The sequence below is a fragment of the Actinacidiphila rubida genome, from assembly GCF_900110255.1.
GTDB lineage: Bacteria > Actinomycetota > Actinomycetes > Streptomycetales > Streptomycetaceae > Actinacidiphila > Actinacidiphila rubida.
The window spans coordinates 88100-105319 of the sequence record NZ_FODD01000018.1; the positions used below are offsets into that span (position 1 = coordinate 88100).

At 70.9% G+C, this 17220-nt stretch carries 15 protein-coding genes; 1 reads left to right on the plus strand and 14 read right to left on the minus strand.

The window, feature by feature from the left end; translation table 11 throughout:
* Positions 1–6 precede the first annotated feature (6 nt).
* Genes nuoL through BMW99_RS19120 form a run of 12 tightly spaced genes read right to left on the minus strand, consistent with a single transcriptional unit; the run spans position 7 to position 12791 of the window.
* Positions 7–1911 carry an NADH-quinone oxidoreductase subunit L gene (nuoL, locus tag BMW99_RS19065; RefSeq protein ID WP_069461687.1) on the minus strand — a complete coding sequence of 635 codons (1905 nt, stop codon included), beginning with the start codon at positions 1909–1911 and terminating at the stop codon, positions 7–9.
* 13 nt (positions 1912–1924) lie between these two features.
* Positions 1925–2224 carry an NADH-quinone oxidoreductase subunit NuoK gene (nuoK, locus tag BMW99_RS19070; protein ID WP_069461686.1) on the minus strand — a complete coding sequence of 100 codons (300 nt, stop codon included), beginning with the start codon at positions 2222–2224 and terminating at the stop codon, positions 1925–1927.
* A complete protein-coding gene (locus BMW99_RS19075) occupies positions 2221–3120 on the minus strand; it encodes an NADH-quinone oxidoreductase subunit J (protein WP_069461690.1) in 900 nt (299 codons plus the stop codon). The genes nuoK and BMW99_RS19075 overlap by 4 nt, the downstream gene beginning before the upstream one ends.
* A complete protein-coding gene (gene nuoI / locus BMW99_RS19080) occupies positions 3120–3767 on the minus strand; it encodes an NADH-quinone oxidoreductase subunit NuoI (protein ID WP_069461685.1) in 648 nt (215 codons plus the stop codon). Before nuoI ends, BMW99_RS19075 begins: the two co-directional genes overlap by 1 nt.
* Positions 3760–5157 carry an NADH-quinone oxidoreductase subunit NuoH gene (nuoH, locus tag BMW99_RS19085; protein WP_069461684.1) on the minus strand — a complete coding sequence of 466 codons (1398 nt, stop codon included), beginning with the start codon at positions 5155–5157 and terminating at the stop codon, positions 3760–3762. Before nuoH ends, nuoI begins: the two co-directional genes overlap by 8 nt.
* Positions 5154–7664, minus strand: coding sequence for an NADH-quinone oxidoreductase subunit G (locus BMW99_RS19090; RefSeq protein WP_069461683.1), 2511 nt, complete (start codon positions 7662–7664; stop codon positions 5154–5156). Before BMW99_RS19090 ends, nuoH begins: the two co-directional genes overlap by 4 nt.
* Positions 7661–8995: an NADH-quinone oxidoreductase subunit NuoF gene (gene nuoF / locus BMW99_RS19095; protein ID WP_069461682.1), complete on the minus strand. Its 1335-nt coding sequence runs from the start codon at positions 8993–8995 to the stop codon at positions 7661–7663. The genes BMW99_RS19090 and nuoF overlap by 4 nt, the downstream gene beginning before the upstream one ends.
* Complete coding sequence (nuoE, locus tag BMW99_RS19100; RefSeq protein ID WP_069461681.1) at positions 8995–9741, minus strand: NADH-quinone oxidoreductase subunit NuoE; 747 nt, start codon at positions 9739–9741, stop codon at positions 8995–8997. Before nuoE ends, nuoF begins: the two co-directional genes overlap by 1 nt.
* On the minus strand, positions 9738–11090 hold the full coding sequence (locus BMW99_RS19105) for an NADH-quinone oxidoreductase subunit D (protein ID WP_069461680.1): 1353 nt from the start codon (positions 11088–11090) through the stop codon (positions 9738–9740). The genes nuoE and BMW99_RS19105 overlap by 4 nt, the downstream gene beginning before the upstream one ends.
* Positions 11090–11821: an NADH-quinone oxidoreductase subunit C gene (locus BMW99_RS19110; RefSeq protein WP_069461679.1), complete on the minus strand. Its 732-nt coding sequence runs from the start codon at positions 11819–11821 to the stop codon at positions 11090–11092. The genes BMW99_RS19105 and BMW99_RS19110 overlap by 1 nt, the downstream gene beginning before the upstream one ends.
* Positions 11818–12372, minus strand: coding sequence for a NuoB/complex I 20 kDa subunit family protein (locus BMW99_RS19115; RefSeq protein WP_069461678.1), 555 nt, complete (start codon positions 12370–12372; stop codon positions 11818–11820). The genes BMW99_RS19110 and BMW99_RS19115 overlap by 4 nt, the downstream gene beginning before the upstream one ends.
* Positions 12373–12431: 59 nt before the next feature.
* Positions 12432–12791 (minus strand): NADH-quinone oxidoreductase subunit A, encoded by a 360-nt coding sequence (locus BMW99_RS19120; RefSeq protein WP_069461677.1) that lies wholly within the window; start codon positions 12789–12791, stop codon positions 12432–12434.
* 756 nt (positions 12792–13547) lie between these two features.
* Here BMW99_RS19120 and BMW99_RS19125 point away from each other — a divergent pair.
* Positions 13548–14261, plus strand: a complete 714-nt coding sequence (locus tag BMW99_RS19125) for a C40 family peptidase (RefSeq protein WP_069461676.1) — start codon at positions 13548–13550, stop codon at positions 14259–14261.
* A gap of 120 nt (positions 14262–14381) precedes the next feature.
* On the opposite strand, the gene BMW99_RS19130 is transcribed toward BMW99_RS19125, so the two are convergent.
* The gene (locus tag BMW99_RS19130) at positions 14382–15671 is read right to left on the minus strand and encodes a geranylgeranyl reductase family protein (protein WP_069461675.1); all 1290 of its coding nucleotides are present in this window, start codon (positions 15669–15671) and stop codon (positions 14382–14384) included.
* A gap of 316 nt (positions 15672–15987) precedes the next feature.
* Positions 15988–16686, minus strand: a complete 699-nt coding sequence (locus tag BMW99_RS19135) for a demethylmenaquinone methyltransferase (protein WP_075017207.1) — start codon at positions 16684–16686, stop codon at positions 15988–15990.
* Between the last annotated feature and the right edge of the window lie 534 nt (positions 16687–17220).

The window sequence follows — 17220 nt, forward strand, 5'->3', positions numbered from 1 at the left end:
GCTGTTTCAGACCGCCCTCATCAGAAGGGTCGCGGCGACGACCACCGCGGTACCGCCGAGCATCGACACGGCGTACGACCTGACGTAGCCGTTCTGCAGCTTCCGCAGCCGGCCGGACAGGCCGCCGACCGAGGCCGCGGTGCCGTTGACGACGCCGTCCACCAGCGAGTGGTCGAGGTAGACCAGCGAGCGTGTCAGGTGCTCGCCGCCGCGGACCAGGACGACGTGGTTGAAGTCGTCCTGCAGCAGGTCGCGTCGGGCGGCCCGGGTCAGCAGGCTGCCGCGCGGGGCGACCGCGGGCACCGGCCGGCGGCCGTACATCAGCCAGGCCAGTGCCACGCCCAGCAGCAGCACGACCAGCGTGCCCGCGGTGACCGCGCCGGTGCTCAGCGGCGAGTCGCCCTCGGAGTGGCCGGTGACCGGCTCCAGCCAGTGCACGAACCGGGAGTTGAGGGAGAACAGCGCGCCGGCGAAGACCGACCCGAAGGCCAGCACGATCATCGGGATCGTCATCGACGCCGGGGACTCGTGCGGGTGCGGCTCGTGGCCCTCCGCGTCCCGCTCCCAGCGCTTCTCGCCGAAGAAGGTCATCAGCATCACGCGCGTCATGTAGAACGCGGTGATCGCGGCGCCCAGCATCGCGCAGCCGCCGAGGATCCAGCCCTCGGTGCCGCCCTTGGCGAAGGCCGCCTCGATGATCTTGTCCTTGGAGAAGTAGCCGGACAGGCCCGGGAATCCGATGATCGCCAGGTAGCCGAGGCCGAAGGTGACGAAGGTGATCGGCATGTACTTCCGCAGGCCGCCGTAACGGCGCATGTCCACCTCGTCGTTCATGCCGTGCATGACCGACCCGGCGCCCAGGAACAGCCCGGCCTTGAAGAAGCCGTGCGTGACCAGGTGCATGATCGCGAAGACGTAGCCGATCGGGCCGAGCCCGGCCGCCATGATCATGTAGCCGATCTGCGACATCGTCGAACCGGCCAGCGCCTTCTTGATGTCGTCCTTCGCGCAACCGACGATCGCACCGAACAGCAGCGTGACCGTGCCGACGGTCACCACCGCCGTCTGCGCGTCGGGCGCGACGTTGAAGATCGCGCCGGACCGGGTGATCAGGTACACGCCGGCGGTCACCATGGTCGCGGCGTGGATGAGGGCCGACACCGGGGTCGGGCCCTCCATCGCGTCGCCGAGCCAGGACTGCAGCGGCACCTGCGCCGACTTGCCGCACGCGGCGAGCAGCAGCATGAAGCCGATGCCGGTCAGGGTCGCGTGCTGGGTGGCGTCGGCGCCCTTGGCCGCGGGCAGTACGTCGGCGAACGCGAACGAGCCGAAGGTGGTGAACATCAGCATGATCGCCACCGACAGGCCGATGTCGCCGACCCGGTTGACCAGGAACGCCTTCTTGGCGGCGGTGGCCGCGCTGGGCTTGTGCTGCCAGAAGCCGATCAGCAGGTACGAGGCCAGGCCCACGCCCTCCCAGCCGGCGTACAGCAGGAAGTAGTTGTCGGCCAGCACCAGCAGCAGCATCGCCGCCAGGAACAGGTTGAGGAAGCCGAAGAACTTCCGCCGGTTCTCGTCGTGCTCCATGTAGCCGATCGAGTAGATGTGGATCAGCGAGCCCACACCAGTGATCAGCAGCACGAAGGTCATCGACAACTGGTCGAGCTGGAAGCCGACCTGGGCCTGGAAGCTCTCCACGGGCACCCAGGTGAACAGGTGCGAGGTCAGGGTGCGGTCGTCCGCGCTCTTGCCGAGCATGTTCGCGAAGAGCACGAGGCCCAGGACGAAGGACACCAGCGCGAGCAGCGTGCCGAGCAGGTGGCCGTAGCGGTTCAGCCGCCGGCCGCCGGTCAGCAGCACGCCCGCGCCCAGCAGCGGCGCAGCGACGAGCAGTCCGATCAGGGTTTCCACGGTCGCAGCCCCTCTACAGCTTCATGAGATTGGCGTCGTCGACCGAGGCCGAGTGGCGCGAACGGAAGATCGACACGATGATCGCGAGGCCGACCACCACCTCGGCGGCGGCGACGACCATCGTGAAGAAGGCGATCACCTGCCCGTCGAGGTTGCCGTGCATCCGGGAGAAGGTGACGAACGCCAGGTTGCAGGCGTTCAGCATCAGCTCCACGCACATGAAGACCACGATCGCGTTGCGGCGGATCAGCACACCTGCGGCGCCGATGGTGAACAACAGCGCCGCGAGATACAGGTAGTTGGCCGGGTTCACTTGGCACCCTCCTCGGCCCGGTCGGCCGCCGACGACTCCGACGATTCCAGGCCCTTGTCCCGCAGGCCCTTGCGGCCGAGCCACTCCCCGGCGCTCTGGTCCAGCGCGGCGAGCCGGCGCATCGCGTCGGCGGCCACGTCACGGACCTGACCGCGGGCCCGCAGCGTGGAGTTGACCGACAGCTCGGACGACGAGCCGTCGGGCAGCAGCGCCGGGATGTCCACCGCGTTGTGCCGGGCGTAGGTGCCCGGCGCCGGCAGCGGGGTGACCTGCACGCCGTCCCTGACGCGGGCCTGCGACAGCTCGCGCTGGGTGCGCCGCTCCTCGGTGCGCTCGCGGTGGGTGAGCACCATCGCGCCGACGGCGGCCGTGATCAGCAGCGCGCCGGTGATCTCGAAGGCCCACACGTAGGTGGTGAACACCAGCCGGGCCAGGCCCTGCACGTTGCCGCCGGAGTTGGCCTGGCCGGAGCCGGCGAACGTGTCCAGCGAGGCGTTGCCGATGCCGGCGATCAGCAGGATGCCGAAGCCGATCCCGCACCCCGCCGCCATCCACCGCTGCCCCTTGAGGGTCTCCTTCAGGGAGTCCGCGGCGGTGATGCCGACGAGCATCACGACGAACAGGAACAGCATCATGATCGCGCCGGTGTAGACGACGATCTGCACGATGCCCAGGAAGTAGGCGCCCTGCGCCAGATAGAAGACGGCGAGCACGATCATGGTGGCGGCCAGCGACAGCGCGCTGTGCACCGACTTCTTCATCAGGACGGTGGCCAGCGCGCCGAGCACGGCGACGGTGCCCAGCACCCAGAACTGCACGGCCTCACCGGTGGAGGTGCGCGTGGTCTCCGCCGCCAGCGACACCGTCGCGGGCGAGAGGGCGGACAGGGCGGACATCATGCCTCGGCCCCCGTTCCCGCCGGCGTGCCGGTGCCGTCGACGCTCGGCACCTTCTTCTCGCCGGCCTCGCCGCCGTCCACGCTCTCCTCGGGCTTCTCGCCCTTGGAGACCGCGACCTGACGGACCGTGCCCGGCGCGGCCTCGGTGACCGCGCCCCGGTAGTAGTCGCCCTCGTCCATGCCCGGGAAGATCGAGTGCGGCGACTCGACCATGCCCTCCTCCAGGCCCGCGAGCAGCTGCTCCTTCGTGAAGATCAGCGATTCGCGGGAGGAGTCGGCGAGTTCGTACTCGTTGGTCATCGTCAGCGCCCGCGTCGGGCACGCCTCGATGCACAGGCCGCACAGGATGCAGCGGGCGTAGTTGATCTGGTAGACGCGGCCGTACCGCTCACCCGGGGAGTAGCGCTCCTCGTCGGTGTTGTCGGCGCCCTCCACGTAGATGGCGTCGGCCGGGCAGGCCCACGCGCACAGCTCGCAGCCGACGCACTTCTCCAGCCCGTCCGGGTGGCGGTTGAGCTGATGGCGCCCGTGGAACCGCGGCGCGGTGGGCTTCTTGTACTCGGGGTACTGCTCGGTCAAGCGCTTCTTGAACATGGCCTTGAAGGTCACGCCGAAGCCTGCGACCGGGCCGAGGAACTCAGGCATCGCCGTCCTCCGTCTTCTCCGTCTCCGCGGCATCCGGATCGGATGGTCCGTTCGCGCCCACCAGTTGGGGCTGTGCACGGCTGGGGCGCCGCGGCACCCGTTCCGCCTGCTGTCCCGGCAGGGGCGGCACCGGGTAGCCGCCGGCCATCGGGTCGAACCGCTCGGGCGGCGCCAGCGGGCCGCCCTTCTCCGCGCTCTTCTCCTCGCGGTCCCGGAACAGGTCCACGAGCAGCGAGAGCAGCAGCAGTGCCAGCACCCCGCCGCCGATGTAGAGCACGATCCTGCCGAAGTCGTAGTTCTCGTTGCGCATCGCGCGCACCGCGGCCACGAGCATCAGCCACACCATGGAGACCGGGATGAGCACCTTCCAGCCGAGCTTCATCAGCTGGTCGTAGCGGACCCGGGGCATCGCGGCGCGCAGCCAGATGAAGCCGAACATCAGCAGCTGGTTCTTGACGACGAACCAGAGCAGCGGCCACCAGCCGTGGTTGGCGCCCTCCCAGAAGGTGGAGACCGGCCACGGTGCGCGCCAGCCGCCGAGGAACATGATCGTGGCGACGGCCGAGACCGTGACCATGTTCATGTACTCGGCCAGCATGAACAGCGCGAACTTGATCGAGCTGTACTCGGTGTTGAAGCCGCCGACCAGGTCGCCCTCCGACTCCGGCATGTCGAACGGCGCCCGGTTGGTCTCACCCACCATCGTGGCGATGTACACCAGGAACGACACCGGCAGCAGGATCACGTACCAGCGGTCGTGCTGCGCCGCGACGATCGTCGAGGTCGACATCGAGCCGGAGTAGAGGAAGACCGCCGCGAAGGACAGGCCCATGGCGATCTCGTAGGAGATCATCTGGGCCGACGCGCGCAGGCCGCCGAGCAGCGGGTAGGTCGAGCCGGACGACCAGCCGGCCAGCACGATGCCGTAGATGCCGACCGACGCCGTGGCCAGGATGTAGAGCATCCCGATCGGCAGGTCGGTCAGCTGCATCGCGGTGCGGTGCCCGAAGATCGAGATCTCGTTGTCGGCCGGGCCGAACGGGATCACCGCGAACGCCATGGCCGCCGGGATGGTGGCGACGATCGGCGCGATGATGAAGACGAACTTGTCGGCGCGCTTGACGACGACGTCTTCCTTGAACATCAGCTTCACGCCGTCGGCCAGCGACTGCAACATGCCCCAGGGGCCGTGCCGGTTGGGGCCGATGCGCAGCTGCATCCAGGCCACCACCTTGCGTTCCCACACGATGGAGAACAGCACGGAGACCACCGCGAAGGCGAAGCAGAACACCGCCTTGATGACGACCAGCCACCACACGTCGTGGCCGAAGAACGTCAGGTTCTCGGTGGTGGCGGCGAGTTGGCCGCCGCCGGTGAACAGGGCGGTCATCGGGAAACCTCCGCGCTCTCGCCTTCGCCGGCGGCCGCGCCGATGCCGACGACCTGCCCGGGACGGGCTCCGGTGTCCGAAGCGACCCCGCCGCCGGTGGAGTTCAGCGGCAGCCACACCACCCGGTCGGGCATCGGCGTGACCGCCAGCGGCAGGGTCGTGGTGCCGGCCGGCCCGGTGACGGCGAGGAGTTCGCCGTTCCGCACGCCGGCCTCGGCGGCCGTGGCGGCCGACAGCCGGGCGACGGCCGCGTGCCGGGTGGCGGCGAGCGCGTCGTCGCCGTCCTGCAGCCGGCCCTGGTCGAGCAGCATCCGGTGGCCGGCGAGCACCGCCTGGCCCGGCTCGGGACGCGGCAGCGACGCCGAGGTCTCCTGCGGCGCGTCGCAGCGCGGGCCGGACCAGGCCCCGACGCGGTCGAGTTCGGCCCGGACCTGGGCGACGCCGGGCAGGCCCAGCGCCACGTCCATCGCGTCGGCGAGCATCGTCAGCACGCGGTGGTCGGGCAGCTGGTGCCGGTTCGTGGCCTGGTCGGGCTTGATCGCGGCCTCGAACATCCGCGCCCGGCCCTCCCAGTTGAGGAACGTGCCGGCCTTCTCGGCGACCGCGGCGACCGGCAGCACCACGTCGGCGCGCTCGGTGACCTCGCTGGGCCGCAGCTCCAGGCTGACCAGGAACCCGACGTTGTCCAGCGCCGCGCGGGCGCGCGCCGGGTCCGGCAGGTCCGCGACCTCGACGCCGCCGACCACCAGAGCGGCCAGCTCGCCGCCCGCGGCGGCCTCGACGATCTGCGCGGTGTCGCGGCCGTAGCGGCCCGGCAGCGGTGCCGTCGCCGGCAGCCCCCAGATCCGGGCGACCTCGTCACGGGCCCGCGGGTCGGTGACCGGGCGGCCGCCGGGCAGCAGCCCGGGCAGGGCGCCGGCCTCGACCGCGCCGCGCTCGCCGGCCCGGCGCGGAATCCACGCCAGGGCGGCGCCGGTGGCGGTGGACAGCCGCAGCGCGGCGGTCAGCCCGCCGGGCACCGCGGCGAGCCGCTCCCCGACGAGGATGACCGCGCCCTGGGCGCGCAGCGCCTCGGCGGCCGCGCGGCCCACCTCGTCCAGGCCGACACCGCCGGCCAGCGCGTCCAGCCAGTCCGGCTCGGTGCCGGGCGCCGCGGGCAGCAGGATGCCGCCCGCCTTGTCCAGGCCGCGGGTGGCGTGGCTGGCCAGCGCGTACGTCCGCTGCTTGTTCTTGCGGTGCGCCTTGCGCAGCCGCAGGAACACGTTGGGCGCCTCCTCCTCGGCCTCCAGCCCGGCGAGCAGCACCGCGGGGGCCTGCTCCAGCGCCCGGTGGGTGAGGCCGCCGCCCTCCGGCAGGTCCAGGCCGCGCCCGGCGACCACCGCGGCGAGGAAGTCGGCCTCCTCCGCGGAGTGCGCCCGGGCCCGGAAGTCCACGTCGTTGGTGCCGAGCACCACGCGGGCGAACTTGGCGTAGGCGTAGGCGTCCTCGACGGTGACCCGGCCGCCGGTCAGCACGGCCGCCCGGCCGCGCGCGGCGGCCAGTCCCGCCGCGGCCGCGGCGAGCGCCTCCGGCCAGCTGGCGGGCACCAGTTCACCGCTGCCGTCGCGCACCAGGGGCTGGGCGACGCGGTCCGGGCGCTGCGCGTAGCGGAACCCGAACCGGCCCTTGTCGCACAGCCATTCCTCGTTGACCTCGGGGTCGTCGGCGGCCATCCGCCTCATGACCTTGCCGCGGCGGTGGTCGGTGCGGGTGGCGCAGCCGGCCGAGCAGTGCTCGCACACCGACGGCGAGGACACCAGGTCGAACGGGCGGGAGCGGAACCGGTAGGCGGCCGAGGTGAGCGCGCCGACCGGGCAGATCTGGATGGTGTTGCCGGAGAAGTACGACTCGAAGGGGTCGCCCTCGCCGATGCCGACCTGCTGCAGGGCGCCGCGCTCCAGCAGCTCGATCATCGGGTCGCCGGCGATCTGGTTGCTGAACCGGGTGCAGCGCGCGCACAGCACGCAGCGCTCGCGGTCCAGCAGCACCTGGGCCGAGATCGGCACCGGCTTCTGGTAGGTGCGCTTGCGGCCCTCGAAGCGGGTGTCGGGGTCGCCGACCTGCATCGCCTGGTTCTGCAGCGGGCACTCGCCGCCCTTGTCGCACACCGGGCAGTCCAGCGGGTGGTTGATCAGCAGCAGCTCCATCACGCCGCGCTGCGCCTTCTCGGCCACCGGCGAGGTGAGCTGGGTGCTGATCACCATGCCGTCGGTGCAGGTGATGGTGCACGAGGCGACGGGCTTGCGCTGCCCCTCGATCTCCACGATGCACTGGCGGCAGGCCCCGACCGGGTCGAGCAGCGGGTGGTCGCAGAACCGAGGGACCTCGATCCCCAGCAGCTCGGCGGCCCTGATGACCAGGGTGCCCTTGGGGACGGTGACCGCGATGCCGTCGACGGTGACGGAGATCAGGTCGTCGGGCGGCACCGCCTGCCCGCCCCCGGCGGGTGCGTTGGTAGTGACGGTCACGCGTTGACCTCCGTACGGGACTTGTCGGCCCAGGCGGTGGAGCGGGCCGGGTCGAACGGGCAGCCCCTGCCGTCGATGTGCTCCTCGTACTCCGCGCGGAAGTACTTCAGGGAGGAGAAGATCGGGGCGGCGGCGCCGTCGCCCAGTGCGCAGAAGGACTTGCCGTTGATGTTGTCGGCGATGTCGTTGAGCTTGTCGAGATCCTCGGGGCGGCCCTTGCCGGCCTCGATGTCGCGCAGCAGCTGGACGAGCCAGTAGGTGCCCTCGCGGCAGGGCGTGCACTTGCCGCACGACTCGTGGGCGTAGAACTCGGTCCACCGGGTGACCGCGCGCACCACGCAGGTCGTCTCGTCGAAGCACTGCAGGGCCTTGGTGCCGAGCATCGAGCCGGCGGCGCCCACGCCCTCGTAGTCCAGCGGCACGTCGAGGTGCTCTTCGGTGAACATCGGGGTGGACGAGCCGCCCGGCGTCCAGAACTTCAGGCGGTGGCCGGGGCGCATGCCGCCGCCCATCTCCAGCAGCTGGCGCAGGGTGATGCCGAGCGGGCCCTCGTACTGGCCGGGCCTGGCGACGTGGCCGGACAGCGAGTACAGCGTGAAGCCCGGGGACTTCTCGCTGCCCATCGACCGGAACCACTCCTTGCCCCGGTTGATGATCGCGGGAACCGACGCGATGGACTCGACGTTGTTCACCACGGTGGGGCAGGCGTAGAGCCCCTCCACGGCGGGGAAGGGCGGCCGGAGCCTCGGCTGGCCGCGCCGGCCCTCCAGGGAGTCCAGCAGCGCGGTCTCCTCACCGCAGATGTACGCGCCGGCCCCGGCGTGCACGGTGAGCTCCAGGTCGAAGCCGCTGCCCTTGATGTTCGTGCCGAGGTAGCCGGCCTCGTACGCCTCGCGGACCGCCTCGTGCAGCCGGCGCAGGACGGGGACGGTCTCACCGCGGAGGTAGATGAAGGCATGGTGCGAGCGGATGGCCCAGCACGCGATGACGATGCCCTCGATCAGGCTGTGCGGGTTGGCGAACAGCAGCGGGATGTCCTTGCAGGTCCCCGGCTCGGACTCGTCGGCGTTGACCACCAGGTAGTGCGGCTTGCCGTCGCCCTGCGGGATGAACTGCCACTTCATGCCGGTCGGGAAGCCGGCGCCGCCGCGGCCGCGCAGCCCGGAGTCCTTGACGTAGGCGATGACGTCGTCGGGCGCCATGGCCAGCGCCTTGGTGAGCGCCTGGTAGCCCTCGTGCCTGCGGTAGGTGTCCAGCGTCCATGAACGCGGGTCGTCCCAGAACGCGGAGAGGACGGGCGCGAGCAGCTTCTCGGCCGGTTCCACGGTCATCACTCGCCGTCCTCCTCGGTGACGTCGCTCTCGGCACGCTGCGGCACCACACGGGCCGACGCGGCCTCGCCGCGGTGCAGCTTCAGTCCGGCCAGCGACGCCGGGCCGGCGCCGCCGCTCGCCTCGACCGCGCCCTCGCGCTCGTCGGGGAAGCCGGCCAGGATGCGGGCGGTCTGCTTGTAGCCGCACAGCGGGGCGCCACGGGTGGGGCGCACCTCGCGGCCCGCGATCAGGTCGTCGACCAGCGCCTTCGCGGACTCCGGGGTCTGGTTGTCGAAGAACTCCCAGTTGACCATCACCACCGGCGCGAAGTCGCAGGCCGCGTTGCACTCGATGTGCTCCAGCGTGACCTTGCCGTCGGCGGTGGTCTCGTCGTTGCCCACGCCCAGGTGCTGCTTGAGCTCGTCGAAGATGGCGTCGCCGCCCATCACCGCGCACAGCGTGTTGGTGCACACCCCGACCTGGTAGTCGCCGCTCGGCTTGCGGCGGTACATGGTGTAGAAGGTGGCGACCGCGGTGACCTCGGCCGTGGTGAGGTCGAGCATCTCGGCGCAGAAGCGGATGCCGGTGCGGGTGACGTAGCCCTCCTCGGACTGCACCAGGTGCAGCAGCGGCAGCAGGGCGCTGCGCGATCCGGGGTAGCGGGCGATCACCTCGCGGGCGTCGCTCTCCAACCGGGCCCGGACGTCGGCCGGGTAGTCCGGCGCGGGCATCTCCGGGATTCCCAGGGTGACTTCGCCGCTCATCGGTCGACACCTCCCATCACGGGGTCGATGGACGCCACCGCGACGATGACGTCGGCCACCTGGCCGCCCTCGCACATCGCGGCCATGGACTGCAGGTTGCTGAAGGAGGGGTCGCGGAAGTGGACCCGGTAGGGGCGGGTGCTGCCGTCGCTGACGACGTGCACCCCCAGCTCGCCCTTCGCGGACTCCACCGCGGTGTAGGCCTGGCCGGGCGGGACCCGGAAGCCCTCGGTGACGAGCTTGAAGTGGTGGATCAGGGCCTCCATGGAGGTGCCCATGATCTTCTTGATGTGGTCGAGCGAGTTGCCCATGCCGTCCGGGCCGAGCGCGAGTTGCGCGGGCCAGGCGATCTTCTTGTCCTCGACCATGACCGGGCCGGGCTCCAGCCGGTCCAGGCACTGCTCGACGATCCGCAGGCTCTGGTGCATCTCGTGCAGCCGGACCAGGAAGCGGCCGTACGAGTCGCAGGTGTCGGCGGTCGGCACCTCGAAGTCGTAGGTCTCGTAGCCGCAGTACGGGTCCGACTTGCGCAGGTCGTGCGGCAGTCCGGCGGCCCGCAGGATCGGGCCGGTCGCGCCGAGCGACATGCAGCCGGCCAGGTCCAGGAACCCGACGTCCTGCATGCGGGCCTTGAAGACGGGGTTGCCGGTGGCGAGCTTGTCGTACTCCGGCAGGTTCTTCCGGAACTTCTTGACGAACTCCCGGACCTGGTCGACCGCGCCGGGCGGCAGGTCCTGGGCGAGGCCGCCGGGGCGGACGTACGCGTGGTTCATCCGCAGGCCGGTGATGAGCTCGAAGATGTCGAGGATCATCTCGCGGTCGCGGAAGCCGTAGATCATGATCGTGGTGGCGCCCAGCTCCATGCCGCCGGTGGCGATGCACACCAGGTGCGAGGAGATCCGGTTCAGCTCCATCAGCAGCACGCGGATGACGCTCGCCCGGTCCGGGACGGAGTCGGTGACGCCGAGCAGCTTCTCCACGGCCAGGCAGTACGCCGTCTCGTTGAACAGCGGCGTGAGGTAGTCCATGCGCGTCACGAACGTGGACCCCTGGGTCCACGTCCGGAACTCCATGTTCTTCTCGATGCCGGTGTGGAGGTAGCCGATGCCGGCCCGCGCCTCGGTGACCGTCTCGCCGTCGATCTCCAGGATCAGGCGCAGCACCCCGTGGGTGGACGGGTGCTGCGGACCCATGTTGACGATGATCCGCTCGTCGTCCGCCTTGGCGACGGACTCGGCGAGCTCGTCCCAGTCGCCGCCGGTGACGGTGAAGACCCGGCCCTCGGTGGTCTCCCGCTCCTGCGCCTGAGCGGGGGCGTGGGGGGTGCCGGGTGTGCTGTGGGTGGACATCAGCTGTACGACCTCCGCTGGTCGGGAGCCGGAATCTGGGCGCCCTTGTACTCGACGGGAATGCCGCCGAGCGGGTAGTCCTTGCGCTGCGGGTGGCCGGGCCAGTCGTCCGGCATCATGATCCGGGTCAGTGCCGGGTGGCCGTCGAAGACGATGCCGAAGAAGTCGTACGTCTCGCGCTCGTGCCAGTCGTTGGTCGGGTACACGGAGACCAGCGACGGCAGGTGCGGGTCGGCGTCCGGCGCGCTCGCCTCCACCCTGATCAGCCGCCCGTGGGTGATCGACCGCAGGTGGTAGACGGCGTGCAGCTCGCGGCCCTGCTCGCCCGGGTAGTGCACGCCGGTCACGCCGGTGCACAGCTCGAAGCGGAGCGCGGCGTCGTCGCGCAGCGTCCGCGCGACCTGCAGCAGGTGCTCGCGGGCGACGTGGAAGGTCAGTTCGCCGCGGTCGACGACGACCTTCTCGATCGCCTCGCCGGGCACCACGCCCTGCTCCTCCAGCGCGCCCTCCAGCTCGTCGGCGATCTCGTCGAAGACGCCGCCGTAGGGCCGGGAGGTCGCGCCGGGCAGCCGCACGGTGCGGACCAGGCCGCCGTACCCCGAGGTGTCGCCGCCGTTGTTGGCGCCGAACATGCCGCGGCGGACGCCGATCACCTCACCGGTGTCGTCGCGCTGCGTCGGCACATGGTTGCCGTTCGGGGTGCCGTTGGGGGTCGCGGATGGGTCGCTCATCGCAGGAGCCCCTTCATCTCGATCGTCGGGAGCGCCTTGCGGGCCGCTTCCTCCGCCTCGCGGGCGGCGGCCTCGCGGTTCACGCCGAGGGGAGCGTGCTGGATCTTCTCGTGGAGCTTGAGAATCGCGTCCAGCAGCATCTCGGGCCGCGGCGGGCAGCCGGGCAGGTAGATGTCGACCGGCACGACGTGGTCGACGCCCTGCACGATCGCGTAGTTGTTGAACATCCCGCCGCTGGAGGCGCAGACGCCCATCGAGATGACCCACTTGGGGTTCGGCATCTGGTCGTAGACCTGCCGCAGCACCGGCGCCATCTTCTGGCTCACCCGGCCGGCCACGATCATCAGGTCGGCCTGGCGCGGCGATCCGCGGAAGACCTCCATGCCGAACCGGGCCATGTCGTACCGGCCCGCGCCGGTGGTCATCATCTCGATGGCGCAGCAGGCGAGGCCGAAGGTCGCGGGGAAGACCGACGCCTTTCGCACCCACCCTGCCGCGGTCTCGACCGTCGTGAGCAGGAATCCGCTCGGCAGTTTCTCTTCGATACCCATGGGTTGGCTCCTCGTCTCCTCGGTCCTCTGATCCCCTCGTCAGCTCGAGCGCTCGTCCGCTAGTCCCACTCCAGGCCGCCGCGCCGCCACACGTACGCGTAGGCGACGAAGACCGTGAGGACGAACAGGAGCATCTCGACGAGCCCGAAGATCCCCAGCCGGTCGAAGGTGACGGCCCAGGGATAGAGGAAGACGATTTCGATGTCGAAGACGATGAAGAGCATCGCCGTCAGGTAGTACTTGATCGGGAACCGGCCGCCGCCCGCAGGCGTCGGGGTCGGCTCGATCCCGCACTCGTACGCTTCCAACTTGGCCCGGTTGTACCGCTTGGGCCCGACGATCGAAGCCGTCACCACGGAGAAGATCGCGAATCCGGCCGCGAGGCCTCCCAGCACGAGGATGGGCGCGTAGGCGTTCACCGTCCCCCGCTCCTTCCAGTCGACAGTGACTGATATGCACGGACCGTGACTTCGGGTCTGCGACGTGTCACGAAAACACGAAGATCGCGTCCATGTGAGGCAGTTCACAAGCCCAAGTCGCCTGCATCCTATGCCTCCCGGTCTGTGATCTGCGACACGGGGGTCAGGACCACCTTTGTGATCTCCACCACCTGGCGAACGATCATGAAGTCGGATGAGCGGTGACCATGTGCCCGATGCGGCCCAAACGATCACTTCGCGTCACAATCACGGTCGTTCCTGCTGGTCAGCCTACTCCGCGCATTATCAAGTGATCATCGATCGAGGCAAATTCGCGATGGACCGAACCCCGTGATAGCGCGGGCCGCGCCGGGCGGCGGGACGGCCGAACCCCGGAATCACGGGGGAATCGGGCGCGTGAACGCGTGCACGAGCGCATATGTAGCCGGTCGCCCGAAAACGGACCAAAGCACCTGAGCCGGCGCCGCGCGAAACGGGCAATTGAGCCGTGAGCACGTCAACTGTGGCGCATCCCACCTTTGTTGAACGGAACTATTCGTTCCTGATAGCCAGTGACACATGTCCCCGAACACACCCAGGACGACGCTGTCCGAGATATCTGAGATATCCGTTTCGCATACGCATACAGGCCGCCGACGGCACGCGGCGCCCCGTGACGCCAAGTGGGCGCGCAGGGCCGGGCTCGTCGGCGGTGTCGTCAGCGCGCTCGCTCTCAGCGGCGCGGCCGCTCCGGCCATGGCCGACAACACGCACCACGCCGCGCCCACGGGCGCCCACGCACCGCAGGCGGTCACCGCGACGGACACGCTGTCCACCGTCGCCACCGCCCGCCAGGCCGCGGCCGCGCTGGAGCAGGACGCCATCGACGTCTCGCTCGCCGCCGCCAAGCAGGAGGCCGCCGCCACCGCGAAGAAGGCCGCGGCCGCCCAGCAGAAGGCCGCCGTCGCCGCGAAGGCCAAGGCCGACAGGGCCGCCGCGGAGAAGGCCGCCAAGGAGCGGGCCGCGCAGGCCGCGTCGCGCTCCGCCACCCGTACGCCGCTGCGCGTGACCACCCTGTCGAGCTCGTCCTCGACGGCCGTCGCACCGGCGTCGTCCAGCAAGGTCGACCAGCTGATCGCCTTCCTGAAGTCCCAGATCGGCAAGCCGTACGTGTACGGCGCCACGGGACCGGGCTCCTACGACTGCTCCGGCCTCACCCAGGCCGCCTTCGGCACCGTCGGTGTGACGCTGCCGCGGACCTCGCAGGAGCAGTCGACGGCCGGCACCTCCGTGTCGATCTCCGCCCTGCAGCCCGGCGACCTCATCTTCTGGGGCGGCCAGGGCAGCGCGTACCACGTGGGCGTCTACATCGGGAACGGCCAGTACCTGGACGCGGCCAACCCGTCGACCCCGGTGGGCATTCACCAGATGGCCGACTACATGCCCGACTGGGCGGTCCGGGTCCTGTGACCCGCCAGGGTGCGCCCGCGCACCCTGCCCCGGCCGGCTGACCCCCGCCGGCCCCCCACGCACGGCCGCCGCGCGTCCTGGACGGGACGCGCGGCGGCCGTGGCGGTCGGACGACGGGCCCTAGGCGCGCGGGGTGATCCTGGTGAGGCCGTTGATGACGCGGTCCATCGCGTCGCCGCCGGTCGGGTCCGTGAGGTTGGCCAGCAGCTTGAGGGCGAACTTCATCAGCATCGGGTGGGTCAGGCCGCGCTGCGAGCACATCTGCAGCACCTTCGGGTTGCCGATGAGCTTCACGAACGCGCGACCCAGCGTGTAGTAGCCGCCGTAGGTGTCCTTCAGGATGCGCGGGTAGCGCTGGAGAGCCAGTTCGCGCTGCCCGGCGCCGGAGCGGGCGTGCGCCTGCGCGATGACGTCGGCCGCGATCTGGCCGGATTCCATCGCATAGGCGATGCCCTCGCCGTTGAACGGGTTGACGAGACCGCCGGCGTCGCCGACGAGCAGCAGGCCGCGCGTGTAGTGCGGCTGGCGGTTGAACGCCATCGGCAGCGCGGCGCCGCGGATCGGCTGCGTCATGTTCTCCGGGGTGTAGCCCCAGTCCTCCGGCATGGAGGCGACCCACGCCTTGAGCACCTCGCGCCAGTCCAGCTCGCGGAAGGCGGCGGAGGAGTTGAGGATGCCGAGGCCCACGTTGGAGGTGCCGTCGCCGAGGCCGAAGATCCAGCCGTAGCCGGGCAGTTGGCGGGGCTGGGCGCCGCGGCGGTCCCACAGCTCCAGCCACGACTCCAGGTAGTCGTCCTCGTGCCGCGGCGAGGTGAAGTAGGTGCGGACGGCCACGCCCATCGGGCGGTCCTCGCGCCGGTGCAGCCCCATCGCCAGCGACAGCCGGGTGGAGTTGCCGTCGGCGGCCACCACCAGCGGCGCGTAGAACGCCGCCGGGGTCTTCTCCTCGCCGAGCTTCGCCTGGACGCCCGTGATCCGGCCGGTGCGCTCGTCGATGATCGGCGCGCCGACGTTGCACCGCTCGTACAGCCGCGCGCCGGCCTTCACGGCCTGCTGCGACAGCAGCTCGTCGAAGTCCTCACGCCTGCGCACCAGTCCGTAGTTCGGGTACGCGGCCAGCTCCGGCCAGTCCATCTGCAGCCGCATGCCGCCGCTGATGATCCGCAGGCCCTTGTTGCGCAGCCAGCCCGCCTCCTCGGAGATGTCGAGGCCCATCGCGACCAGCTGCTTGGTGGCACGCGGGGTCAGCCCGTCGCCGCAGACCTTCTCGCGGGGGAACGCGGTCTTCTCCAGCAGCAGGACGTCGAGACCCGCCTTCGCCAGGTAGTAGGCGGTCGTCGATCCGGCGGGCCCGGCTCCGACGACGATCACGTCGGCGCTGCGCTCGGACAGGGCGGCGGTCTCGGTCACGTGGGCTCTCCCGTTTCGGCGAGGGGGCGTTGCTGGTGGTCCTGCTGCACGATGCCGTCGAGTGTATGAGGCGACCGCCCGCCACGTGTCGGCGGCTCTCCTGGGCGCCGCGATCCGGGCGCCGCCGGCAGGGGCCGGCGTGGCTCCGGGCGCCGTCGAGCCGCGACGGCGGCACGGACGGACCCCCGGGACGCGTCAACTCCCCGCCGCGGCCCGCGCGGACGCGGATGTCCTTCGCGGGCAGGGCGACATGGGCGGCTCCGCCGACCAGCGGGGAACCGTCCCCCCGGTTCCCGCGGGCCGTTCGCGCCGGTGGCTACGCCTCCGGCTTCCGCCCCCGGTGCAGCGCCACGATCCCGCCGGTCAGGTTCCGCCAGGCGACCTGCGCCCAGCCGGCGTCCTTCAGCCGCCCGGCGAGCCCCTTCTGGTCGGGCCAGGCACGGATCGACTCGGCGAGGTACACGTACGCGTCGGGGTTGCTGCTCACCGACTTCGCGACGGGCGGCAGCGCGCGCATCAGGTACTCGGTGTAGACGGTCCGCAGCGGACGGTACGTGGGATGGCTGAACTCGCAGATCACCAGCCGCCCGCCGGGCCTGACCACCCGCAGCATCTCGCGCAGCGCGGCGCCCGTGTCGTGCACGTTGCGGAGCGCGAAGGAGATCGTGGCCGCGTCGAACACCCCGTCCGCGAACGGGAGTCGGGTGGCGTCACCCGCGGTGAGCGGCAGCTCGGGGTGACGCTTCTTGCCCTCCCGCAGCATGCCGAGCGAGAAGTCGCACGGGACGACCTCGGCGCCGGCCTCGGCGAACGGCAGCGACGAGGTGCCGGTGCCCGCGCCCAGATCCAGCACGCGCTCCCCCGGCCGCACGTCCAGCGCGTGGGCGACGGCGCGTCGCCACATCCGTGTCTGGCCCAGCGACAGCACGTCGTTGGTCAGGTCGTACTTCGCCGCGACGTCGTCGAACATCGCGGCGACGGCCTGCGGCTGCTTCTCCAAATCGGCTCGGCTCACCCCCCCACCCTACGGGCCCCCACCCCCCGCCAACGGGGTGCCCCCGGGGCTTGTCGGCCGTCCACCGGCCGGTGGTGGGTTGCTCGCGTTGGGGGCACCTCCCGGCCGAAGGCTGGGGGACCCCGCGCCCCCTGCGGCATCCGGGCTGCCCCCGGTCCGCCGCGCCCGTCGCACGGTCCGTTTCGGCTGGTCGCGCAGTTCCCCGCGCCCCTGGCGGTGCAGGTTCGTGGGTGGGGTCAGGGGCCACTCCGGGAGTGTCTCCTCGAACTGTGCGTGCACCGTACTTCCGTGCCCTTACCCGGGCGGATGCACAGTTCTGCGGGGACACACCCGGATCGTCCCCTTCCGGCCCGCCCCCGTCTGCGGAAGGACGTTGGCCGTGTCCCATGTCCCCCGCCGCACGGTGGGTAAGCGGGAGGGGGTGGGGAGGAAGTGCTCCCCGCAGCGAAATGTGCGCGGCCCCCGGGTGCCGATACGTACGAACCCGTATGCACATTTCCGAGGAGACGCTTCCGGAGCGCCCCCGACCCCACG